This is a genomic window from Chryseobacterium contaminans, assembly GCF_001684955.1.
Taxonomy (GTDB): Bacteria; Bacteroidota; Bacteroidia; order Flavobacteriales; family Weeksellaceae; genus Chryseobacterium; species Chryseobacterium contaminans.
Map to the genome: position 1 here is coordinate 1 of NZ_MAYF01000301.1, position 25,701 is coordinate 25,701.

Genomic DNA, 25,701 nt, shown 5'->3' on the forward strand with positions numbered 1-25,701 from the left:
TCCAAATATTTTCCCTAAAAAAGTATATTCATTAATTTCTTCGCCCTGTTTCAGGGAAATGATATTGCTGATTTGTGTATAATTAATGCTTTTCTGATGGAAGTTCAAGGCTGAGAACAGTGAAAAAGCAAAGTCGTTAGACCCTCCGATAATTACCGGAAGCGCTCTCTTATAATGACAGGCTGACAACACTTCCTGTAGAATATAATGGGTATCCTGAACGGATTTTCCTGAAACCAGATCGCCAAGATCCACAATAGGAATTTCAAAATCCAACTGTGACAGTTTATAAAACTCTTTTCTGACTGCTGTGAAATCCTGTACTTCCGCATCACCGCCTGCTCCTCTATAATCTGATACAAACAAAAGAACAATACTGTCTTCTTTTATATCTTTTTTGATCCTATTTCCAATCTGCCAGCTTTCTGTTTTAAAATTTCTTGGTGAAATGATAAAGTCTTCAAAATCCATATTTAACCTGAAAATATAATAGTTTAACAATTGCTTGATCTAACAAACATACAAAAAAACGCTACAACTGGGAACCTTCCGAAGACTTTTGTTCATAAAAAAAGCCGTTAACACTATTTGTTAACGGCTTTGTATTATATAATTAATATTACTTTTTCTTAGCTGCCGGTTTTTTAGCAGCTGTAGTTTTCTTGGTAGCTGCTGTCTTTTTCGCCGCAGGTTTTTTCTTTTCTGCAAAGGCATTTTTATCCTGATCTGTGATCCATTTTTTTACTTCATCTAAAGATACTTCTTTCAGTTCTTCTGCATCGTATTTGGTATCATCACTTTTCTTTGGAATTTTGAACATGGCTTTTCCAAACTTGATAAAAGGTCCCCATCTTCCGTTTTCAAGGGAAATTTTTTCTTTTTCCCATTGCTGGATATATCTGTTGGCTTCTTTTTCAAGTTTAGCGTCAATCAGTTCGTTGATATCGCTTTGAGAAAGGTTATCGAAGTTATATTTCTTCGGAACATTCACGAAAATATCTTTGTATTTGATAAATGGTCCGAATCTTCCTGATCCTTTGGTAACAGGTTCTCCTTTGTAGGTTGCGATAGGAGCATCTGCTTTTTTCTTTTCGTTGATGATCTCTTCTGCACGGTTTTGGTCTACAGAAAGCGGATCTTCCCCTTTCGGAATACTGATGAAAGTTTCTCCCCATTTTACATAAGGCCCGAATCTTCCTACTCCAACGGAAACGGCATGACCTTCAAAATCATTCAGTTCAAAAGGTAATTTGAAAAGCTCCAATGCTTCCTCAAAGGTAATGGTTGCAATATTCTGGCCCGCCATTAATGAAGCGAAGATTGGTTTTTCTTCATCATCTGTTTCTCCGATCTGGATCATTGCTCCAAATCTTCCAATTCTTGCATGAACATTTTTACCGGTTTTAGGATCAACTCCTAAAAGTCTGTCTCCAGTTGCACGGTCTGCATTTTCTTCTACATCTTCAATTCTTGGGTGAAATTTAGAGTAAAAGTTTGTCATCATTTCTTTCCATTTCTGATCTCCGCTGGCAATTTCGTCGAAGCTTTCCTCTACTCTTGCTGTGAAACCATAATCAAGGATTTCTCTGAAGTTATCTGTTAAAAAGTCATTAACAACTTCACCTATATCTGTAGGAACAAATTTATTTTTATCACCACCGAACTTTTCATCCAAAACTACCTTTTTGATATTGTCCTTTACTAAAGACATTTTGATCACTTCACGGGTTTGCGGTTCAATTTCTCTTTTATCCACATATTCCCTGTTCTGAATGGTTTGAATAGTGGGTGCATAAGTAGAAGGTCTCCCAATCCCTAATTCTTCAAGTTTCCTAACCAATCCGGCTTCGGTATATCTTGCACTTGGTCTTGTGAATTTTTCTGTTGCCGTAATGGATTTATAATTTAAGATTTCTCCAACTTTTACTTTTGGCAATAGTTTTTCATTGTTTTCCTCATCATCGTCCTCGGTTTTTACAATCCCGTAAGCTTTAAGGAAACCATCAAAGATGATAACTTCTCCCTGAGCTTCAAAATGATGTGGTAAAGAAGCATTTCCGATCTCAATGACTGTTTTTTCAATTTTAGCATTCGCCATCTGGGAAGCTAATGTTCTTCTGTAGATCAGCTGATACAGTTTATTCAACTGTGCATCCCCAATGCTCTTTACTCCAAAATCCGTAGGGCGGATGGCTTCGTGAGCTTCCTGTGCAGAAGCTGATTTCGTAGTATAATTTCTTGGAGAAGAATATTCTGCTCCATATTCTGAGATAATTTGTTTTTTGGCTCCTTCAATAGCTTCCTGAGAAAGGTTTACAGAGTCTGTTCTCATATAAGTAATGAATCCTTCTTCATATAGTCTCTGCGCCAGACGCATGGTATTGGTCACATTATAGCCTAATCTTGATGAAGCTTCCTGCTGTAAGGTAGAAGTGGTAAAAGGTGCAGATGCAGAACGTGCTCCAGGCTTGGTTTCTACATTCAGAACTTTAAATTCTGTGGTTTTTGCCTGTTCAAGGAATTTTTCTGCTTCCACTTCTTTTTCGAAGTCTTTTTTAAGCTTAGCAGCAATTTCCTGTTCTGTATTGTTTAAGAAAATTCCGTCCAGTTTAAAACTTGCTTTTGGAATAAATTCACGGATTTCCTTTTCTCTTTCTACAATTAATCTCACGGCTACCGACTGCACTCTTCCTGCAGACAGCCCTGGTTTTACTTTTTTCCATAAAACCGGAGACATTTCAAAACCTACAATCCTATCCAGCACTCTTCTTGCCTGCTGAGCATTCACTAAGTTCTGATCGATATCCCTTGGATTTTCAATTGCTTTTAGAATGGCATTTTTAGTAATCTCGTGGAAAACAATTCTTTTCCTGTTTTCAGGCTTCAGCTTCAATTCATCTGCTAAGTGCCATGCAATAGCTTCTCCCTCGCGGTCTTCATCGGAAGCCAGCCAAACCATGTCTGCTTTCTTTACGGCGGCCTTTAATTCTGTCACCAATTTCTTCTTGTCTGCTGAAACTTCGTAATCAGGACTAAAGGTGGCAAGATCTATTCCCATTCCTTTTTTAGGCAGATCCCGGATATGTCCGAAACTGGATTTCACTTCAAAATCCTTACCTAAATATTTCTGAATAGTTTTTGCCTTCGCCGGGGACTCTACGATTACTAAATTTTTCGACATTCTAAAAAAAATTTTTTGCAAAAGTAAAGCTTTTTTATTATATACTTTTTGAAATCACATTTTATTTAATAATTCCATGGGAGCAACAAATAGTCTGTAGAGTATTCCTTCGAAGGTAAAACCACTGCCGGACATTTCTACTCTGTATAGTAGGGACAGCAGTATGATAGCTATTGTAATGTAGAATTTTCGGTTGATAGTGATGGGCTCATAAACATATATTGAATCTCCTTTTTTCAGCATCATGGCAAAAAGTACAATTATTAATATCATATGAATATACATCCACCTTCCCCAATCTATAGCGAGATAAAACAATGGAAATGAAAAGATAAAGGCCCCGATTAATAATATATATAAAATCTTTCGCCCATTTAGATATTTTAAATAATAGCCGATATGAAATATACTTATTCCTAAACTGATAAAGTACAGCAGATATTCGTTAAGGTGTTCTTTAATGTATTGTCTTTCATCAATATTCCAATAGAAAATTCCATAAGTAGGATGTACCCCTCTTTTGCTCAAAATTTCCAAAGACATTCCTTCGTTCACATTTTTTCCAAATACTACAATAGCTGCTGCGGGAATAATTACTGCCAGAAAGTATTTGATGTATCTTCTGACCTCCAGCTTTCCGTTTTTCACATAGAGTGCAATGGCAAAATAAGGAACATAGAACAGAGTAACCTCGTGCAAAAGTGTACTTATGAAAAGAAATAAACAGAAGATATATTCTTTATATTTTGAAAGCTTATCATGATCTAAAAGATATACAAAACAGGTAAATAAAAGAAAAACAATAAATTCTTTTTTTCCTACATAAGTCACAGTGTTCAAAAGCCCTACAAAACCAATGGAAGACAGCAAAAGGGAGAGATAAAGCAGATCTGTAACTTTATACCTGATAAGCTTTGTATAACACCAAAAGAACAGGGAAATAATGATAAACTGAAAAAAGTAAACAATATAGTTAAGACTAAATCCTGTTATATCCTGAAGAATAAAAAAGAAGCTCCCGGATAGCCCTCTTCTTTTGAAACCTCCGTCTTCATAATTAATAAGCCAGTCTGCAAGAATATATCCGTCATCCTTAAGATTAAATGCAAGGGTAAATGCAAGGGTATAAATTGCTGTAACGGCGATAAGAAAATAAATAAATATCTTACTATTAAAATGTTGTACAAGCTTTTCTATCCGCATAGTGTATTTTTAAAATCCTCAAGAAACGAAATGATAAAGTAACCTTACCCAATCAGTCTGCCATTAATATATAAAATCAGTTTAATTAGGTAATACAAAATTCTTATAGGTATCTATAGAATAATTGGCCTTTTTAGCATTAAAAATTGAAAATATAATAAAGTTAAAAAATACGATAAAGAGAAGTCCTGAAAAAATAAAACGTCTTTCTATTTTAGAAACCACTGACATTGAATTTGCTATAAGTAACATTACAAACCCCATGAAAACCCCTACCAGTCTGGAACTTAGAATTGGATTTTCCCTTAGAATGAAAAATGCACATATTCCTATTATGGTAACGTTTCTGTAATACTCATAATAAGGGCTTTTCTCTTCTAATTTATCATTAAAATATAAAATAAAACATGTATAAAGAACCATTAACATCTCAGGAATACCAAAACCTCCGTTAATTCTCGCATACTGTTCATCCATGTATCCATTAACTCCATCTGAAATTGAAGTACCTCCTGCTACAGCATTCAGAAAAACCCCAAGCTGTTCATATATTTTAAAGGGAGATAATATCATTGAGCCCAGCACCAAAGCAAAGATTAAGAATCTATTCAAGGGGATTCTCACCAACCAATATAATGGTAAGGTTGCCCACGCAGAAGTATGAAATCCTGCAGCCAGAAACACACAGAGAAAGTACTTTAACAGATTTCTTTCTTTAATAAAAATGAAAGAGTAGAACATAATTCCCCCGGCTATTGCCTGCCTCATCTGTCCCCCAGTAGAAATTAACATTCCGGGAATAAAGCCTATTAAAATCAAAAGAGTAGGATAATCCGAATTTTTAATGAGGAATGTATAGAATAATGTCAGTGAGATAGTGGCTACTAATAAAGTAACTACATAAAAAGGAAGTCCCAGATCAAATACCACCCTGTTCATCAGGACATATATCCATTCTATTCCCAGCTTTGGAGTATTGCTGAATGGAACATTACTCAAAAATATTTTCGAATAATCATTAAGATAAGAGTAGTCAAAAATCCCTCTGTAAGAACCATAATCCGGTCCTACCTCATTTCGAAATCCAATCAGAATAATTTGAAAAAAACAAATTGTATATAAGATTCCGGGGTGTATATACCCGCCGGAATATTCTTGAAAAGAAAGAAATAATAAAATAATGAAAATTACTAAAAAGTAAAGAGGTAATATATCCATACTGCTAATGTATCAAAAAATCAAATATTAATAAAATCTCATAATTGAAGCTTATCCTTTGAATTATTCTACGAATATCCGCACCAAATCATCAATCTTCTTAACGGCGCTGCTATTTCAATTCCAATAAGGTATGAAGGCACTCTATAAAGAAAATTGGATAAAAAAACCAACACTATAAAGCTCATACTTTTTTTTGAAAAAATAGTTTTATCATCAAAAACGGATGTCTTTGCATCTGCAACCGGCAAAAGAGAAATAATCAAAATACCCCAGAAGATAAACAAATTGTAGAACCATCTTCCAAAATCAATAGCAATCAAAAACAAAGGGACTGCACACAATAAACAGGCAAAAAAGAAAAATACCAGTCTTTGTATATTTTCTTTTTTAAATTCTCTTATCAATAAATAGAAAATCACATACATAAACTGCAATGTGAAGGTTATGATATAAAGTGAATAACCATAAAGATGTTCATAATAGTAATCTAATTTTAACAACTTATTTTCTTTCCATGCAAAGATATTATCGCTTTGAAAATTAATTCCACAAGCTTTAATGACATTTATTGTATATTCTGAACCAACACTTTTCATTCCCAAAAAGAAGATAATCAAAGCGGGAATACAGAATGATAATGAAATCAGGATAATCTTAGAAACCTCAATCTTTTTTGTATGAAAGTAATACAGACTAACAAAACAGGGAAAAAAGAAAACAAAGCTTTCATGTATAAAAACCGAAACAAAAGATAGTATATAAAAAGAATACCAACGCCACTTGCCCATGTTCCCCTTTGTAAGGTGATAGGTAAAAAAAGACATCATAAACCATAAAACCCCATCCTTTCTTGCCCCCATGCCAGAATCTGAAACCAATCCCCATAAGCAGAAAGGTGTAAATAAAAATACAAAATCAAGAAAATTGTATTTTTTCAAACTGATTAGCCGGACCAGATAGTAGAAAAAAAGAAAATGGAAGATAAACTGAAAGAAAAATACGGTATACTGTACTTTAATCTGAAATTTCTCGTACATAAAAAAAACGATTGTTCCCAGCAATCCTCTTCTTTTAAAACCTCCATCCTGATAATTAATAAGCCAGTCGCCAAAAGGATAACCATTGGCAATAGTATATGCGAAATAAATCTTAAAAATTAAAAAAAGAGTAATAAAGAATAAAAAAAATCGCAAAAAGTAGTTTGTAATAGAACCCATTTGTGTTTTGATACTATTTATTTGGAACATCACAAAGGTAATTAATTTCACAAAAGGAAGTATTAATAGACCTTAAAGTTTTTATTGAATATTCGGAATAATTTATATGAATATAATATTAGTAACAACAAGTCTATCAAAGAGTTTTACAATCCAAATTATAGACAGCCAGATAAAACCGGAACAAATATGAATATTTTTAATTCATAAAAAACCGCCTCAGTTTTGAGGCGGCTCCAAATTTCACATGCATTCATGTTACTCTTTAATAATCTTCACTATGGTTTCCGAGTTGTTAATTCGTATTAAATAAGCTCCGGATAGTAAAGAAGAAAGATCAGTCTGTTCATTTTCAAACTTACCCGATTTTACCATCTGGCCGGACATATTATAGATCTGATAATAATATTCTTTAACCTTCTCATTCCCTTTGATGTATAATATCTTTTTCACAGGGTTAGGGAATACCTCAAGTTTATTCTGGGTTATTTTATCCTCAATTACTGGTTTGGCTAAAACATTAGTTGCTCTGGCCGCAGATAATGAAGTAACCTGTAGTTTAGGAATCGGCCCTAACTCATTTCCGTTTTCATCATATTTTACTTTAACACAACGGCAGTTTTGGGCAAAGTACGGATCAGCATTGCTGCTGAATGGAAATAAATAATTTCCGGCATACTGTATCTCAGTTCTTAATGCTCTTCCTGTATAATTGGAACCTAAAGCGCCTAGCCAGAAACCTCCATAAACGTAATCGATAGCATTGAAATCCGGAGCGGCAGGGGTGGCTTCTATGGTATTTCTACCTCCTCTTACTCCCAGGTTAGCAAAACTTCCTATGGTATAAGCTGCATCCTCAAAAGCATATCCAATAGCTGCGGAACTGTAAGGATTTCTGTTGATTCTTGTTCCTCCATAATTATTAGGAATACTTACTCCTGCAGTAGGTTTATAAAAAGGAGTTGCTCCCACGTTTGTATTGGAAACTCCTGTTACATCAGGAATCCTCCATCCTTCAGGACAAGGATCAAAAGGTGATTTTTTGCCTCCTCTACCCCATCTTTCCGGGGCTAGGTTAGGCTCATTTGCAAGCCAGTCTGCTCCATTGGTATGATTCGTATCGGCTGATTTCGTGGTCATAGTAGGAACCATGAAGATCATAGGATTTTTCACAGAATAAGATAAAACTTTGCTGATTTTATCCGCAACTTTATCAGTAGTCAATACATTCGCCTGTACAGAATAATCAGGATACTTTTTAAGGTAAGAATCTGAATAATACGTTGCGGCAGAAAGTGTGCTATAAGTAACAGTGCCATTTGACTGTACAGTCCCTAAATAAACAGGTGCTGAGTTTCTGTTGGCATTTACAAAAACAGGCAGTGGATCTTTTCTACCCCATTGGTAGTGTAATCCTCCGGTAGAAGTCGTTTTATTAGCTTCTGCAATAGCCTGATTAGCCCCGAGGTCTCTATCCATTATTTCTGTTTTGATAACTTCACCAGGCTTGATGTAATTGATATAATTAACAGCAGCCTGGTTAGGTAATTCAGTAACATAGGTAACAGAGCTGATAGGCGTATTGGTTACCCAGATATGCCAGCTCCAGTAAATAGGGTTGGTGATACTTCCATTATGTAATGTAACAACAGCATTCCCTGATTGGTTTGGAGCTATTTTAACATTGATATTCGTATTGGAAATATCAGCTAATGAAGCAGGAGCAGCATTAGACAATGCAATATTACTGATTAAGCCTGTGGCAGTAGACCACAATACATTAACCTTCAGATCATTGAAGTTTGATGGATTTAAAATATCAGGATTGTTAAGCAGTTTGCTTTGAGCAGAAAAAGCCTTACTGATTGGAATCTGGATGGTAGATTCTACAGTGCTTTTCACAATCGTATACGAGTTTGGATTGTTTAAGCCTTCAGCATATTCCACTGCATTATTAAAGAATTCGGTAGGGAAATTATAATTGTTTACTTCATACAGAGGGTCTTTAATACATCTGCATCCGTTAGCTCCGGAAGTTGCTCCAGTACCAATAGGATAATATTGATATCTTCCTGTAATAGAAGGTAAAGAAGGATCAGGAACATCCGGTTGATCTCTGTCAGGAATCATACGGAAGCCTCTGGCTGATACTACAGGGGTGGCATCAAACCATTTTGGCATTGTTGCAGTCCATAAATACGTTTCGTGTTGATCCGTGTACTGCCCTTCATGGTAATTTCTCACCAGAACGCCTGTACCTGGGAATAGCCCCATATTATTTCCTCCTACATTACTAAGGTCTACCCCCACATTGTTATAGATTTTGAACCCTTTCATAAAATCCGGAGTATTATTATCGTTAGGTTTAATGATATGATACTTATTGGCTTCAAAAGTATTGATGGATATATTATTCTTAATACCAAACGGACTGAAATCTACTCTTAAATCATCAATATAGCTTCCATTCCCTAAATTGGAAACCAATACAGAAGGGATTCTCCATCCGTTAGGACAAGGGTCAAAAGATGATTTATCTCTATACGGATTAGCGCTGTTATCACTATTATAATCTCCGCTTGTAATAAAGCCTTTTGAATTATCAGACCATAAGTTTAACTCACTTAATCTATTCGGAGGTAATGTAGCAGAATTACCAAACCAGTTTACCTGAAGATTGGCATTGTTATTATAAAGAGCCTGACCAGAATTATCATCTTTGTTCACATAAATTAAGCTTAATGGATTTTTAACAGATAAACGGATATTATTAGGAACTGTAGCATTGGATAAGGTTACTGTTTTAATTAAATTGTCGATCTTCTGGGAACCATTCGCCATATTCCTGGACTGTCTGTGTCTTATTCTTCCTACAGATCCGGAAGCTTCGTAAAAGTCATTTCCTTTGTATGCCAATGGAGGAATCGGGTCTTTTCGTCCCCATTGGTAAAGCAGACCTCCATTTTTGTTAAATTCAGTTCCGGTGATGGTATTACTTAGAGCACCCAGGTTCCTGTCCATCCATCCCCAATCTGAATCAGGAATTAATTCTACTGTTCCATCACTTTTTTGTCTTTTTACGCCATCAAAACTCTTATAAGTGGAGCCGTTGGTAGGGTCATCAGTAACCCAAACATGCCATGACCAGAAGATTTCTCCGTTTACTTTGTAAGCAATGACTGCATTTCCTTCCTTAGTCTTATTAATCGGAACTTTTATTTTAGCATCTTCTCCGGATCCTATAATTTCCAGGCTGTAATTGTCTCCGGATTTTATTAATCCATGGATATCTTCCCAATATACATCTGCAGTCACAGTACCCGTCGGGATAGGACTTCCGCCCATAAGAGGATTGGTATTCCACATTTCATATGCCTTTTTTACAGGGATATAAAGACCGTCTACATCTGCGTTGGTTTTCTTGTCCTTACCTGTGAAGATATAGCTGTTTGGTGCTTTAGACCAGTCTGCATAATCAGATACAGCTCCAGAGTTGATGGTAAAACAAGAAACAGGGCATTCTTCTGTAACAGGGTTGGTAAAAATCCCCACATACTTTATAAACTTATTGATCTCGCTTTCGATATCCATCAAAGGTCTTGACGGACCGTTCCAACTGGCAATTACTTTTCTGTTTCTGATAGCTCCAACACCATACAAAGATGCCTGAGAAGTGTTACTCAGTGAAAAGTTTTCAGAACCAGGACCTCTCTGCTTATTATTAAGCGGCGGATACCCAAAATCATTCGTTGTATTATAATTACTTATGGCAGAAAGAGAAACATATTCGCCGTTGGCTTTATATACTCTTAATCCGGTGACTTTACTGATCACAATAACAACTGGCTGCTGATTGGTAAATACATCACCCAGCTTTTCATTGATGTAATTATAAAGATTATAATATCGATTGACAAGAGCATTAGGATTTGTAAAATCAAGATATCCCCTACCCCAGGCTTCACCTCCCTGATCCGCTGGTAAAAACCAGTTGCTGAAGTTGATAAAGAAACTTTCATTGGAAAACTTTCCTGCAAACATATATACCGGATCATGATAAGAGAACTCGAAAGGACTGGTATCACTATTCTGATAAATATACTTTTGAGAACTGGCAATCGTAGGAAGGTTATTCGGATTTGTAATATTAACCACCGGCGAATTAACATTGGAATTATCTAATGTCGCGTTGCCCTGGAATGACAAAACAATATCATCAAGTTTCCTTACCAAATGCTGGGAAGTTACCCTATCCTTTACTCCTGAAACCGTTCCGTTAGGATTATATACAACAGTTCCGTTTTTTTTAGGCGTAAACAGAATGGTGTACTGGTTTTCATCTAGGTCACAGTTTCCATAGACATAATCCGATTGTCTGTAATGGCTTACTGTCTTGTTCCATACAACAGACGACCAGTTGGTTACCGTTTCATTAGAACTCAGTTCGATTTTTACAGAATGTGAAGCTAGAGCTGATTGTGGTAACTCAAAATTAGCTGTTAGATCTTCGTCATAGTCATAATTACCTGCAAAAGTTTTGCACCATACAGAGATCCAGTTGTTCTGGGCGTCCTTATACTTAATAGTAACTTTTACATCTCCTGCGGTAGCCGGTTTTTGAAAGTTTCCTTTCATAATTACCAATCCCTTCTCATTCACATTTTGTGAAATGATGATAAGCGGATCAAGATCATAGGAACTTGGGGGTAAAGCGTCCTTATGCTTGAATCCAATACTGGTCTCAACAGGTCTGGGGACAGATACTGCCCTTGCCCAGGTATGAGACGAAGCAATACAAAGTACTGCAGCAAAAATCTTTAAGGTCGATTTTTTTTTCATACGTATAGAATTAAAAGTGTTTTAGAGGGGTGAAATGAATATATAGACCAAATAATATTAGGAATTAAATAGAATTTAAAAAACTATTCCAATCCCAACCTCTACAATTAAAAAGTGGAATTTCCTATTTTATTATCTGGAAAAAAGCGTGATTAAATCAAGTCCTTATGAGTGGGGCTCATAGGCAGTAAAGAATATAATATCCCCATATGTAGAACGTATTTATTTTTTTTCATGTTTATCTATTTGAGTTTTCCTGTTATGTGTTTTTAAATAATTAAAGAGACAGATAAATCTGATCTTTAAATCATTAACAAAATTATAAAAAAAAAGATATCCCACAATAGAGAGATTGTGTTTTTGAAAAACAGAGTAGGTAAATCAAAAATGAGTGATTTACAGTTTCATAAAGTCAATTTATTATAAAAAACTGCCATTGTACTCGAAAAAGTAAATGACAGCTTCGATCTTTCAGACTTTACATGTTCAAATTTAAATTAATTATAAAAAATTATTGCTGATTAATTTTAAAACGTATTCAGATATCCTTGTGACAATAAATTGAAATCATTTTCAAAAAAAAAATTCTAAAACAGGCCCTTAACTCTATAAAAAAACCACCTCAGTTTTTGAGGCGGTTCCAAATTTCACATGCATTCATGTTACTCTTTAATAATCTTCACTATGGTTTCCGAGTTGTTAATTCGTATTAAATAAGCTCCGGATAGTAAAGAAGAAAGATCAATCTGTTCATTTTCAAACTTACCCGATTTTACCATCTCTCCTGCAGTATTATAGATCTGATAATAATATTCTTTAACCCTCTCATTCCCTTTGATGTATAATATCCTTTTCACAGGGTTAGGGAATAACTCAAACTTATTCTGGGTTATTTTATCCTCAATTACTGATTTGGCTAAAACATTAGTAGCTTTAGCCGCAGATAATGAAGTAACCTGTAGTTTAGGAATCGGGCCTAACTCATTTCCGTTTTCATCATATTTTACTTTAACACAACGGCAGTTTTGGGCAAAGTACGGATCAGCATTACTGCTAAACGGAATTAAGTAGTTCCCGATGTACTGTATCTCCGTTCTTAATGCTCTTCCTGTATAATTGGAACCTAAAGCTCCTAACCAAAAGCCTCCATAAACGTAATCGATAGCATTGAAATCCGGAGCGGCAGGGGTGGCTTCTATGGTATTTCTACCTCCTCTTACTCCCAGATTGGCAAAACTTCCTATATTATAAGCAGGATCACCAAAAGTATATCCAATAGCTGCGGAACTGTAAGGATTTCTGTTGATTCTTGTTCCTCCATAATTGTTAGGAATGCTTGCTCCAGCAGTAGGTTTATAAAAAGGAGTTGCTCCCACGCTTGTATTAGAAACACCTGTTACATCAGGAATCCTCCATCCTTCAGGACAAGGATCAAAAGGTGATTTTTTGCCTCCTCTACCCCATCTTTCCGGGGCCAGGTTAGGCTCATTTGCAAGCCAGTCTGCTCCATTGGTATGATTCGTATCGGCTGATTTCGTGGTCATAGTAGGAACCATGAAGATCATAGGATTTTTCACAGAATAAGATAAAACTTTGCTGATTTTATCCGCAACTTTATCAGTGGCCAATACATTCGCCTGTACAGAATAATCAGGATACTTTTTAAGGTAAGAATCTGAATAATACGTTGCGGCAGAAAGTGTGCTATAAGTAACAGTGCCATTTGACTGTACAGTCCCTAAATAAACCGGCGCTGAGTTTCTGTTGGCATTTACAAAAACAGGCAGTGGATCTTTTCTACCCCATTGGTAGTGTAATCCTCCGGTAGAAGTCGTTTTATTAGCTTCCGCAATAGCCTGATTAGCTCCAAGGTCTCTATCCATTATCTCTGTTTTGATAACTTCACCAGGCTTGAGGTAATTGATATAATTTACCGCTGCCTGATTAGGTAATTCAGTAACATAGGTAACAGAGCTGATAGGCGTATTGGTTACCCAGATATGCCAGCTCCAGTAAATAGGGTTGGTGATACTTCCATTATGTAATGTAACAACAGCATTCCCTGATTGGTTTGGTGCAATTTTAACATTGATATTCGTATTGGAAATATCGGCTAATGAAGCAGGAGCAGCATTAGACAATGCAATATTACTGATCAAGCCGGTAGCTGTAGACCACAATACGTTAACTTTCAGATCATTGAAGTTTGATGGATTTAAAATATCAGGATTGTTAAGCAGTTTGCTTTGAGCAGAAAAAGCCTTACTGATTGGGATCTGGATGGTAGATTCTACAGTGCTTTTAACAATCGTATACGAGTTTGGATTGTTTAAGCCTTCAGCATATTCCACTGCATTATTAAAGAATTCGGTAGGGAAATTATAATTGTTTACTTCATACAAAGGATCTTTGATACATCTGCATCCATAGGCTCCGGAAGTTGCTCCCCCTCCTATCGGATAATATTGGTATCTTCCAGTGATTGAAGGTAGAGAAGGATCAGGAACATCCGGTTGATCTCTGTCAGGAATCATACGGAAACTTCTGGCTGATACTACAGGGGTGGCATCAAACCATTTTGGCATTGTTGCAGTCCATAAATACGTTTCGTGCTGATCTGTATACTGCCCTTCATGGTAATTTCTTACAAGCATACCGGTACCAGGGAATATTCCCATGTTATTCCCTCCTACATTACTAAGGTCTACCCCCACATTGTTATAGATTTTGAACCCTTTCATAAAATCCGGAGTATTATTATCATTAGGCTTAATGATATGATACTTATTGGCTTCAAAGATATTTTTGGATATATTATTCTTAATACCAAACGGACTGAAATCTACTCTTAAATCATCAATATAGCTTCCATTCCCTAAATTGGAAACCAATACAGAAGGGATTCTCCATCCGTTAGGACAAGGGTCAAAAGATGATTTATCCCTATACGGATTAGCGCTGTTATCACTATTATAATCTCCGCTTGTAATAAAGCCTTTTGAATTATCAGACCATAAGTTTAACTCACTTAATCTATTCGGAGGCAGTGTTGCTGAATTACCAAACCAGTTTACCTGGAGATTGGCATTGTTATTATAAAGGGCCTGTCCGGAATTATCATCTTTGTTTACATATATTAAACTTAACGGGTTTTTAATGGACAAGCGGAGGTTATTAATAACAGTGGCATTGGATAAGGTTACCGTTTTAATTAAATTATCTATTCTTTGGGAACCATTCGCCATATTCCTGGAATGTTTGTGTCTTATTCTTCCTACAGATCCGGAAGCTTCGTAGAAGTCGTTTCCTTTGTATGCCAATGGAGGAATCGGGTCTTTTCTTCCCCATTGATAAAGCAGACCTCCATTTTTGTTATAATCGGTTCCGGTAATGGTATTCCCTAAAGCTCCCAGGTTCCTGTCCATCCAGCCCCAGTCTGCATCTGGGATTAGTTCTACAGTTCCGTCTGTTCTTTGTCTTTTTACCCCATCAAAACTCTTGTAAGTGGAGCCGTTGGTAGGATCATCAGTAACCCAAACATGCCAGGACCAGTAAATCTCTCCGTTTACTTTGTAAGCAATGACTGCATTTCCTTCTTTAGTCTTATTAATCGGAACTTTTATTTTAGCATCTTCTCCGGATCCTATAATTTCCAGGCTGTAATTGTCTCCGGATTTTATTAATCCATGGATATCTTCCCAATATACATCCGCAGTCACAGTACCCGCCGGGATAGGGCTTCCGCCCATGAGAGGGTTAGTATTCCACATTTTATATGCCTTTTTTACAGGGATATAAAGCCCATCTACATCTGCGTTGGTTTTCTTATCCTTCCCTGTGAAGATATAGCTGTTTGGGGCTTTAGACCAGTCTGCAAAATCTGATACAGCTCTTGAGTTGATGGTAAAGCAGGAAACAGCACATTCCTCTGTAGCTGAATTTGTAAAACTCCGGTTTTCATTCAGATCACAATTACCATAGACGTAATCTGAATACTTGTAATGACTTATTGATTTATTCCACACAACTGACTGCCAATTCGGAATATTTTCATTTGAGCTTAATTCGATTTTAACGGACTGTGCATTCAAAGCTGATGCGGGCAGCTCGAAATTAGCCGTAAGATCTTTATTATACTCATAGTTACCTGCAAAAGTTTTACACCATATGGGAATCCAGTTATTTTGGATATCCTTATATTTGATGGTAACTTTTACATCTCCTGTGGTAGCGGGTTTTTGAAAGTTTCCTTTAATAGCTACCAATCCCTTTTGATTCACATTCTGTGAAATAATGATAAGAGGATCCAGATCATAGGTGCTTGGCGGTAAAGCCGGCTTATATTTGAATCCGATACTGGTCTCACCAGATTGTTGGAAGGAGATTATCCTTGCCCATATAGGAGACGATGCAATACAAAATACTGCAACAAAAATCTTTAACATTGACTTCTTTTCCATAGGTATAGAATTAAAAGTGTTTTGAATAGGTATAAATGGGTAATCCATATAATAAATTCATCATCAGATAGAATGCAAAACATTCAACTGTCTCCAACTTTATTACCTAAAGCAGTTATTTTCAATTTTTATCTGGAATATTCAGTCAGTTAAATCAGACTAAGTAAGCGGAAAAGTCATGAAGCAGATATTCAGCCTCATGTATATTTTTTTCATCCTTATATGTTTTTGAGTTTTTCTGGTATTTTTTTAACTGAAAACCACAGATAACGCTAATATATAAAGACTTAACAAAGTTAAATAAAAAAATATACTCTCTCACAACAGAGAGTTCGTTTTTTGATAAAATGTGGTACAATTAATTTAAAAAGCGGTTAAGAGGTAAGCACACACGCCCATTATCTCAACTATCAATGAGGTTACATATCAAACAATAAGAAGAATATTTACATTGGGTATGGATAGACTATTTTAGGGCTTATTCATCTACGCTAGTTAGCTGAGTAATTTTAAAAGAAATTTTAATGGTAATCCGATATCAATGCCCAGTTCATAAGAAGGAACACGATAAACAAAGTCAGCTATGAGGACAAGAGAAACGAAAAATATATTTTTACTATTTACTAATGATCTATCCATTAATTTCATTTCACCCTTTCTATCAGGAAGTTGGAAAATAAGGATCATAAAGAAAAGAATAAAATGATTATATAGCCATCTTCCTACATCAATAGCAATTAAAAACAGAGGAGCAGTAGATATAATCAATATAAAAAAAGCAGCTAACAGAAATCTCTTATTAGGCAGTTCATCTTTCTTGATGAGAAAAATATAATAGAGAATGAAGAATAACTGCAAGGTGAAGCTCACTAAATATAGGCTGACTGTATTGAAATGTTCCCTATAATATTGGATCTTCATTAATTCATTTTCTTTCCATTGAAAAATATTTGAATCCTGTAAATTGATACCACACTCTTTAACAAGCTGAAGGGTATAGCTATAGTCGGGATTCATATTTCCCATTAAAAAAATTAATGCAGCCGGAATAAAAAAAGCCAATATAATTTTAATACTCTTTTGAATATCTAATTTCCCGCTATGAAGGAAGAGTATAAATAAAAAATAAGGAACGTAGAAAATAAAACTCTCATGAATGAAGACGGATAAAGAAAAAGAAATTAATAGAATAGTTTCCCTAAATCCGGAATATTTATTTTTTATTAAAAAGTAGGTAAATATTGAAAAAAGCAGCCATAAAATCCCATCTTTCCTGGAACCAATCGCCGCATCAGACAAAAATCCCCAAAGGCAAAACGGCGTAAGAAATAAGAATACATCTATAATATTGGTTTGCTTAACTTTAAACAGCAACGACAAAAAATAAAAAAACGAGATATAAACGATTGCCTGAACTACGAAAACAGAATACTGTAATTTTATGGAGAATGAATCATATAAAAAAACAAAAACAGTCCCCAGCAGTCCTCTCCTTTTAAATCCACCATCCTGATAATTAATCAGCCAGTCCGCAAAAGCAAACCCATTACATGCATAATAGGCAAATCCGATTTTAAATAAACAGATCACGGTAACTCCTGTAAGGTACCATCCTAGTTTAAATTCTTTCAGTGCTTTTTTCATCGAACTCATTTATTATGAATCTCTCTGTTGGGGTATCACATTTTTAAACTGATGTGCAGCTGTCACAATTCCCGTAAGAATTAAAGGCAAGAAAAGTCTTGTCTCCCAGAAAAGGCCAACCATAGCAATCATTATGAGGTAAGGAATGGCAAAGAACAAATATTTTCTGATAATGACTTGTCCTTTCTCATCACACAATAAATAACTGAAATATAAGCTTAATATTCCAAATAAAAGACCGCTTAAGTTAAAGGGACTGCTGAAATTATCCAGGAAATAAACTCCTTCCACAAAAGAAACATTCTGATGAATCATCATTCTAAGCCCCGCATAAGGAATAACAAAAGCAATGACTAACAATACAATTTCTTTGATGAAGGTAAAATCCTTGCTTTTCAATTTTTCAAAATCAATGCACATGGCAGCGAAGAAAGAAATATTCAGGCATGAGCTTTCTCTTGCCAGCGTAGAAACAAATACTACCAGGCATAAAAGAATAAAATATATACGTTTTCTATTCTCTAGGTATTTCAATGTGAGTAATGCCCCTAAAAGATAAAAGAAGATGGCAATAGAATCACAATTGGTGGGAACATACTGTGCGATAACAATAAAAAATACCGCCAGCAGATGGATCATTCTTCTGATATTCAAATGTAAAGGAACCCCTGTAGGATTTAATTTAAGAAGTGAATTCAAGACCACTGAAGACAGCACAAAAAAGAAACTGTTGATCAGAAAAATACTATGATAAAACAATGTTCCCTGCTTTAAAAGAAAATTCTTCAGAAAAGGCACATAATTGTTTACCATAAAAGTTACGGCTTCCGTAACGTGTATACTCAGATAGTTCGGAATCACCCTATAAGCATATACTGAAGAGAACATAAAGTCCGGAGCTTTCTCCATGGTTTTCAATCTTACATAGGAAGACTCAAAGCCATAGTAAGCCATTGCAAACAGCAGAAACGGAAGCACGGCTACAAACAAAAATCCGTTTATTTTTTCATCATTTTTTATCAACATATCAAAAACAGATTCTTATTTTTTAAATAATAATTGGGGTTTAAAATACATTTCATCAAAAGGGAACTTTTACAAAAGTAGAATATTTTATTGATTTCCAGCCAAAACTTATCCCTAATTATTTTGATGTAATTCTTAAAAATTTAAATTTGCAGACTTGATTCAAATGCAATGCATCGCTTTTTTATATTTTTATATTATCTGATTTCCAGAAACAAAATTCTTTCTGCTTTTACAGCATTAGGAATTGCCCTCGTATGTCTTTTCTTTGCTTCTAAGATTAATTTTGAAGAAGATATCAATCAGATCATCCCTAAAAATGAAAAATCTGACCTTACGGCAAAAGTCCTTAAACAGCTTAATTTTTCGGATAAGATTATTGTTATCATAGAAAATAAGTCCGGCGAAGACAGCTTCCAGCTTTCTGAAACGGCAGATACTTTTTTACAGAAAACAGAGCCTTTACAAAAGTACATAGGTTCTATCCAGGGAAAAGTAAACGATAATGAAATCTCTGAAACCTTTGATTTTGTGAATCAGAACCTCCCTTTATTCCTCAATGAAAATGATTATAAAGAGATTGAAAGGAAGCTTCAGAAAGACAGCATTGCCAAGCAGATTGAGGATAATTATATATCTCTGGTTTCTCCTACCAGCCTTGTTACTAAGGAATTCATCAAAAAGGACCCTTTGGGACTGACTTTTTTAGGAATTAAAAAATTAAACGCTTTAAATATCAGCAAGGATTTCAAACTGGAAGACAGCTATATTGTAACCAAAGACGGCAAAAATCTTCTGCTTTTTATTGAACCTAAAAATAAAAGCAACGATACCAAGGCCAATGAAGCTTTTATTGACCAGCTTACTACCATAAAAGACAATCTTAACAAACAGTTCAAAGGAAAAACGGAGATCAGTTATTTCGGTTCTCCTGTGATTGCGGTAGCCAATGCCAAACAGATTAAAAAAGACATTCAGAATACGGTTGTGATTTCCATGACGGTACTTCTGGTCCTTCTGATCTATTATTTCAGAAATTTCTTTACCCCAATCATTGTCTTTCTTCCTACAGTTTTCTCTGTTTTACTGGCGTTATTGGTTTTATACTTTATTAAGGATAAAATTTCTGCCATTTCATTGAGTGTAGGGGCCATCCTTATTGGAATTACCATAGATTATGCACTGCATATTCTTACCCATTACAAACACAATAATAATATTGAGGAGCTTTATAAAGAAATTACCCAGCCCATTATATTAAGTAGTGCCACTACTGCGGTTTCCTTTCTATGCCTGGTATTTGTGCGTTCTGAAGCCTTAAAGGATCTGGGACTTTTTGCTGCCATTACAGTTATTTTATCGTCCATTACGGCATTAATTATTGTTCCTCAGCTTTATAAGCCAAAACATTCTGAAGAAAAGCTTAATACCAATTTTATTGATAGAATCGGTTCTTATCCGTACGAAAAAAACAAGCCTTTGATTATTGGCTGTTCTGTTATCATCCTGGCATGTTTATTTGGATTCAGGCATGTAGGTTTTAATGAAGATATTGGAGATCTGAACTACATTCCAAAGGAAATGAAAATCAGTGAGGCCAAACTTCAAAAGCTTTCAGATATTACTTCAAAATCCATTTACACGATTTCTTATGGAAGTTCTGAAGAGCAGGCTCTGGCCAGAAACTCTCAATTAAACACTTTCCTGGAACAGGAGAAAAAAGACGGTAAAATTCTTAGCTATAACTCGATTGGAAACATTGTTCTGTCTGAGAAAGATCAGCAAAAGAAAATTAAGGACTGGGAAAACTTCTGGAATGACAGTAAAAAGAATCAAACTGTTTCTGAGCTCATCAGTAACGGAAATAAATTCGGGTTCAACAGCTCTGCTTTTGACAATTTCAATGAGGTTTTAAATAAAAACTACTCTACATTAGGTATCAAAGACTATGAAAAAGTGAAAGCACTTCAGCTTTCAGAGTTCATGAGCAATGAAAATGGTTTTTATACGGTTTCCAATGTAGTAAAGGTTGACGAGAGCAAAAGAGACGCCTTCATCAAGGATATTGAAAAGAAGCATGATGCCATTGCAATTGACCGTCAGCAGATGAATGAAAACTTTTTAGGCTTATTAAAAAGAGACTTCAATACGCTGATCAATTATTCTCTTCTGGCTATTATTTTAACCATTATTGTCTTCTTCAGAAATTTCGAACTGACGGTTCTTACCATGTTTCCTATTGTTCTGACAGGAGTGGTAACCGCCGGAATTTTATATTTCTTAGGACTGGAATTAAATATTTTCAGTACAGTAGTTTGTACACTGGTCTTCGGAGTTGGAGATGATTTCAGCATTTTCCTTACGCAGGCAATGCAAAAGGAGCATACCACAGGAAAGAATGAACTTCCTACTTACAGAACATCTATTATTTTAGCAGTATTCACAACCATTTTATCCATTGGATCATTAATTTTTGCAAAACATCCTGCTTTACATTCATTGGCTTTGGTGGCTTTAATCGGAATGTTCTCCGTGATTATCATTACTTCTACCTTATACCCTTTCTGGTTCAGGTTATTGATTACCAATAGAGCGAAAAAAGGACTTTCACCAATAACATTCAGGCTTTTTATTATATCTGTATTTTCTTTTTTATATTATGGACTTGGAGGGCTGATATTTTCAGCTATAGGAAGCTTCTTTGTGAAAAACTCAAAGGGCAAAACGTTGAATATTATCAAACTTATTTTAGCTAAATTTTTAACTTCTGTTCTGTATTCGAATCCATTTGTAAAGAAGAAGGTCATTACAAATCCGAATGAAGATTTCAGCAAACCAGCTGTTATTATTGCCAATCACACCTCTTTTCTGGACACGTTGGCCATTGCAATGGCTACCCATAAGATCATTTATTTAGTGAACGACTGGGTGTATAAATCTCCTGTATTTGGAAAACTGGTAAGAGCGCTGGGTTTTTATCCGGTTTCTCAAGGTATAGAAAATGGAATGGATAAATTGAAGGAAAAAATTGCACAAGGCTATTCTTTGGTAGTTTTCCCTGAAGCAGAACGTTCTTATTCCAATGATGTGAAGAGATTCCATAAAGGAGCATTCTATCTTGCCGAACAGTTTGAGCTGGATGTTCTTCCGTTGTATATTCACGGAAATTCTGAAGTACTTCCGAAAGGCGACTTCATTATTTATGATGGAAGCATCACGGTAAAAGTGGGTGACAGAATCAGTAAGGATGATCTGAGCTTTGGTAAAAATTATTCCGAAAGAACAAAAAAGATCAACGCTTACTACAGAGAAGAGTTTGCTAAGTTGAGAGAAGAGATAGAGGACGAAAATTATTTTAAAAAGCAGCTATTCTTAAGCTATCTATATAAGGATAATGAAGTGGTAACAGAAGTAAAAAAAGATTTCAATGCTAATAAATCGGTTTACTTTGAATTGAATAAACATATTGCGGATGACGCCAATATTCTGCATATTGCGGATGATTTTGGACAGAAAGATGCTTTATTAACCCTTTATCAAGCCAGTAGAAGAGTTTTCTCATGGATCAGGAATGAAGATAAGAGAGCAATAGCAGCCCATAACTATCTGGTAAAAAGAAGGAAGATCAATTATATAAAAGATCTGTCTGAAATTAATAAAAAGATTGATGCTCTTCTGATTTCTGATGACCGTTTTGATCTCAGCGAAATCAAGAATCTTCCTGAAACCATCATTTTCATCAATACCAGAAACAAGACGGTAGAAAGTGAAAATCACACATTAAAATTCGGTTCTGAATCATTAAAAGTATTTAAAACTGAATAATACATATGAAAAACATATTTTTGTAAACACTAAAAAGATTCCATGAAAAAGAATATACTTGTCATATATTATTCTCAAACCGGCCAACTGGAGGATATTGTGAGAAATATTGCCAAGCCTTTTGAAGCCCAAAAGGAAGAATATGATGTTACCTTTTACAATATCAAGTTAAAGGAAGACTTTCCTTTTCCCTGGCCAAGTGATGTTTTTTTCAACACCTTCCCGGAATCTTATTTACAAATACCTAAGGAAATTGTACCTCCTTCAGAAGAAATATTGAGCAAAAAGTATGACCTCATCCTGTTCGGGTATCAGGTATGGTATCTCACGCCATCTATCCCGATTATTTCATTTCTGAAAAGTGGCTATGCAGAACAAATCTTAAAGGACACACCTGTAGTTACTATTTCCGGAACCCGAAATATGTGGATGCTTTCCCAGGAAAAGCTGAAAGTATATTTAAGAGATTTAAAAGCCAAACTTGTTGGAAACATTGCATTAGTAGACAGACATGATAATTATACCAGTGTACTGACGATTCTTCGCTGGTTAACCACAGGGCAAAAGGAGAAATCCGGTATGCTTCCCGCAGCTGGAGTTTCAGATGAAGAAATTACAGGTTCGGTAAAATATGGAACAATCATCGAAAAGCATTTTAAAAACAATGATCTGGAAAATTTACAACCGGATCTTGTAAAAAATGGAGCTATTGAAATCCGTCCGTTTTTAGTGCGTGTAGAAAAGGTTGGGAACAAGATTTTCACAGTATGGTCTCATCTGATTATCAAGAAAAAAGAGAAACGTCCATTGCTGATAAAATTCTTTAAGGTATATTTGATGGCAGCGATATGGATTATCTCACCTGTCGTTTTGGTGTTACACCTGCTTACAACCCCTATATTTTGGTTTAAAAGACAAAAACAAAAAAGATATTTACAAGGAATTAATTTAAAATAGAATGTACGACGTATTTATAACAAAAGCTTCAAAATTTTTACCCAATGAACCGGTAGCAAATGATGAAATGGAAACATATCTGGGGCTTATCAATGACGCACCTTCTAAAGCCAGATCACTTATTTTAAGAAATAATAAAATCACTACAAGATATTACGCTTTAGATAAAGAAGGAAATCCTACGCATACCAATGCACAGCTTACCGCAAAAGCCATTGAAGGACTTTTTGATGAGAACTTCAAAAAAGAAGATATGAAGTTATTATCGGTAGGAACTACTTCTCCCGATCAGATCCAACCTTCACACGCTTCTATGGTTCACGGTGAACTGAATATTGGAAAATCTATTGAAATCAATACTGCAACCGGACTGTGTAACTCAGGGATGAATGCTCTAAACTATGGATTCCTTTCTGTAAGAGCTGGTGTACAGGAAAGTGCTGTATGTGCTGGCTCTGAAAGAATGTCTGCATGGATGACAGCTGATAAATTCAATCACGAAGCGGAAAATTTAAAATTACTGGAAGAAAGACCGATTATTGCTTTTAAAAGAGAATTCCTGAGATGGATGCTTTCTGACGGAGCAGGTGCTTTCCTATTAGAAAATAAACCGAGAGAAAACGGAATCTCTTTAAAAGTAGAATTCATTGATTTCTATTCCTACGCTCACGAAATCGAAGCATGTATGTATGCAGGATGCGAAAAGCAGGAAGATGGAAGCTTAAAATCATGGGCAGATTACCCATCTGATTCCTGGTTGAAAGACTCTATTTTTGCTATTAAACAGGACACGAAAATCCTTGACAAATACATCCTTGTAAAAGGAGCGGAAAGCTTAAGAGCTTCTTTCGATAAACATAATCTTGATCCTGCAAAAATTGACCATGTATTGGCTCACATCTCTTCAGGATACTTCAAAGATGGATTGAAAGAGGAATTCGCTAAAAAAGGAATGGATTTCCCTGCTGAAAAATGGTTCTACAACCTTTCAAGTATTGGAAATATCGGTGCCGGATCTATCTTCGTCGCATTAGAAGAACTAATGAACTCCGGAACATTGAAAAAAGGAGAAAAAGTACTTCTTTGTGTTCCTGAGAGTGGAAGATTTGCCTATTCTTGTTCTTTATTAACGGTCTGCTAATGGAAAACAGACTGCCAACATCCGATACAGATTTTGTACAAAGTCTCATCCCGCAACGTGCCCCGTTTGTAATGGTACACGAGTTGTCAGAATATTCTGAAAACCATCTTATTTCCGGATTTGAAATAAAAGAAGACAACCTTTTTGTTCATGAAGGATCTTTTCAGGCTTCCGGACTTATTGAACATCAGGCACAAAGTGTAGCCCTTCATACAGGATACAAATACTATCTGCTTGGAAAAGACGCTCCAACAGGATATATTGGAGCCATCAAATCCTTTGAAGCTGAAGTATTGCCTAAAGTTGGAGATCAACTGAAATCTGAGGTAACCATCCTCAATGAAGTAATGGGAGTAACACTTGTAGACATTGTTACCAAATTAAACGGTGAAGTGATTGCAAAATCTCAAATGAAAACCGCTGTAAAATAATTTTTTAATGGAAATCAGGGAAGAAAATATCATCAATATACACAACTTTTTACCTCATCGTGAACCGATGCTGATGGCAGACTATATCCTGGAACTGACCAAGGAAAAAGTAGTGACTTCCTTTGAAATAAAAGATGACAATATCTTTGTTCATAACAATGAATTGGCTGAAGCCGGTTTAATTGAAAATCTGGCCCAAACCTGCTCATCCATCCTTGGACAAAGTTTCTTCGAAAATCCGGAAGCAGATACCAAAGTGATAGGCTTTATCACCAATATCAAAAAGATTGAGATCTTCGGACTTCCAAAAGTAAATGACAAAATCATTTCAAAAGCATCACTGATTTCCCAGTTTGAAAACATCTGCCACATTTTCTGCGAAACCTTCAATAATGACGAATTGTTGATTAGGGCAGAGATTAACCTGTTTATTCAGGAGGTAAAATCGTAAAAAGAAAGAAAAAGACTATAAAAGCTGTACATTTTGTGCAGCTTTTTTGTTTTTACAATGATTTCTTTTTGTTTTTAACGCTATGATCGCAAAGAAATGCCTAGT

General features: G+C 35.4%; 12 protein-coding genes and 1 pseudogene. 5 read left to right on the forward strand and 8 right to left on the reverse strand.

Going from position 1 to position 25,701, the window contains the following annotated elements:
- From BBH99_RS14195 to BBH99_RS14235, 8 genes and pseudogenes are all read right to left on the reverse strand, one after another.
- Positions 1 to 471: pseudogene (locus BBH99_RS14195) on the reverse strand (arginase); the annotation flags it as partial.
- A 148-nt stretch (positions 472 to 619) separates the two neighbouring features.
- Positions 620 to 3,181 (reverse strand): type I DNA topoisomerase, encoded by a 2,562-nt coding sequence (gene topA, locus BBH99_RS14200; protein ID WP_066696957.1) that lies wholly within the window; start codon positions 3,179 to 3,181, stop codon positions 620 to 622.
- Between the two features lie 54 nt (positions 3,182 to 3,235).
- On the reverse strand, positions 3,236 to 4,384 hold the full coding sequence (locus tag BBH99_RS14205) for a hypothetical protein (RefSeq protein WP_066696959.1): 1,149 nt from the start codon (positions 4,382 to 4,384) through the stop codon (positions 3,236 to 3,238).
- Between the two features lie 81 nt (positions 4,385 to 4,465).
- The gene (locus tag BBH99_RS14210) at positions 4,466 to 5,602 is read right to left on the reverse strand and encodes an EpsG family protein (protein ID WP_066696961.1); all 1,137 of its coding nucleotides are present in this window, start codon (positions 5,600 to 5,602) and stop codon (positions 4,466 to 4,468) included.
- Between the two features lie 1,478 nt (positions 5,603 to 7,080).
- Positions 7,081 to 11,661, reverse strand: coding sequence for a T9SS type A sorting domain-containing protein (locus BBH99_RS14220; RefSeq protein ID WP_083188834.1), 4,581 nt, complete (start codon positions 11,659 to 11,661; stop codon positions 7,081 to 7,083).
- 662 nt (positions 11,662 to 12,323) lie between these two features.
- Complete coding sequence (locus tag BBH99_RS14225; protein ID WP_165601951.1) at positions 12,324 to 16,121, reverse strand: T9SS type A sorting domain-containing protein; 3,798 nt, start codon at positions 16,119 to 16,121, stop codon at positions 12,324 to 12,326.
- Between the two features lie 495 nt (positions 16,122 to 16,616).
- Positions 16,617 to 17,765: a hypothetical protein gene (locus BBH99_RS14230; protein WP_123873190.1), complete on the reverse strand. Its 1,149-nt coding sequence runs from the start codon at positions 17,763 to 17,765 to the stop codon at positions 16,617 to 16,619.
- Between the two features lie 12 nt (positions 17,766 to 17,777).
- On the reverse strand, positions 17,778 to 18,791 hold the full coding sequence (locus BBH99_RS14235; RefSeq protein ID WP_066696967.1) for a hypothetical protein: 1,014 nt from the start codon (positions 18,789 to 18,791) through the stop codon (positions 17,778 to 17,780).
- 171 nt (positions 18,792 to 18,962) lie between these two features.
- On the opposite strand from BBH99_RS14235, the gene BBH99_RS14240 reads away from it, so the two are divergent.
- From BBH99_RS14240 to BBH99_RS14260, 5 genes are read left to right on the forward strand one after another with little or no spacing between them, the layout of a single operon-like run.
- Positions 18,963 to 22,616: an MMPL family transporter gene (locus tag BBH99_RS14240; protein WP_066696969.1), complete on the forward strand. Its 3,654-nt coding sequence runs from the start codon at positions 18,963 to 18,965 to the stop codon at positions 22,614 to 22,616.
- 42 nt (positions 22,617 to 22,658) lie between these two features.
- On the forward strand, positions 22,659 to 23,573 hold the full coding sequence (locus BBH99_RS14245) for a hypothetical protein (RefSeq protein ID WP_066696972.1): 915 nt from the start codon (positions 22,659 to 22,661) through the stop codon (positions 23,571 to 23,573).
- A gap of 1 nt (position 23,574) precedes the next feature.
- A complete protein-coding gene (locus tag BBH99_RS14250) occupies positions 23,575 to 24,714 on the forward strand; it encodes a beta-ketoacyl-ACP synthase III (RefSeq protein WP_066696976.1) in 1,140 nt (379 codons plus the stop codon).
- Positions 24,714 to 25,145: a hypothetical protein gene (locus tag BBH99_RS14255; protein WP_066696980.1), complete on the forward strand. Its 432-nt coding sequence runs from the start codon at positions 24,714 to 24,716 to the stop codon at positions 25,143 to 25,145. The genes BBH99_RS14250 and BBH99_RS14255 overlap by 1 nt, the downstream gene beginning before the upstream one ends.
- 7 nt (positions 25,146 to 25,152) lie before the next feature.
- Entirely contained in the window at positions 25,153 to 25,596 is a 444-nt protein-coding gene (locus BBH99_RS14260) for an ABC transporter permease (protein WP_066696983.1), read from the forward strand.
- Positions 25,597 to 25,701 lie beyond the last annotated feature (105 nt).

Excerpts from the sequence above, each read along its gene's own strand:
- topA (WP_066696957.1), bottom strand. The coding sequence starts at position 3,181 with ATGTCGAAAAATTTAGTAATCGTAGAGTCCCCGGCGAAGGCAAAAACT.
- BBH99_RS14205 (WP_066696959.1), bottom strand. The coding sequence starts at position 4,384 with ATGCGGATAGAAAAGCTTGTACAACATTTTAATAGTAAGATATTTATT.
- BBH99_RS14210 (WP_066696961.1), bottom strand. The coding sequence starts at position 5,602 with ATGGATATATTACCTCTTTACTTTTTAGTAATTTTCATTATTTTATTA.
- BBH99_RS14220 (WP_083188834.1), bottom strand. The coding sequence starts at position 11,661 with ATGAAAAAAAAATCGACCTTAAAGATTTTTGCTGCAGTACTTTGTATT.
- BBH99_RS14225 (WP_165601951.1), bottom strand. The coding sequence starts at position 16,121 with ATGGAAAAGAAGTCAATGTTAAAGATTTTTGTTGCAGTATTTTGTATT.
- BBH99_RS14230 (WP_123873190.1), bottom strand. The coding sequence starts at position 17,765 with ATGAAAAAAGCACTGAAAGAATTTAAACTAGGATGGTACCTTACAGGA.
- BBH99_RS14235 (WP_066696967.1), bottom strand. The coding sequence starts at position 18,791 with ATGTTGATAAAAAATGATGAAAAAATAAACGGATTTTTGTTTGTAGCC.
- BBH99_RS14240 (WP_066696969.1), top strand. The coding sequence starts at position 18,963 with ATGCATCGCTTTTTTATATTTTTATATTATCTGATTTCCAGAAACAAA.
- BBH99_RS14245 (WP_066696972.1), top strand. The coding sequence starts at position 22,659 with ATGAAAAAGAATATACTTGTCATATATTATTCTCAAACCGGCCAACTG.
- BBH99_RS14250 (WP_066696976.1), top strand. The coding sequence starts at position 23,575 with ATGTACGACGTATTTATAACAAAAGCTTCAAAATTTTTACCCAATGAA.
- BBH99_RS14255 (WP_066696980.1), top strand. The coding sequence starts at position 24,714 with ATGGAAAACAGACTGCCAACATCCGATACAGATTTTGTACAAAGTCTC.
- BBH99_RS14260 (WP_066696983.1), top strand. The coding sequence starts at position 25,153 with ATGGAAATCAGGGAAGAAAATATCATCAATATACACAACTTTTTACCT.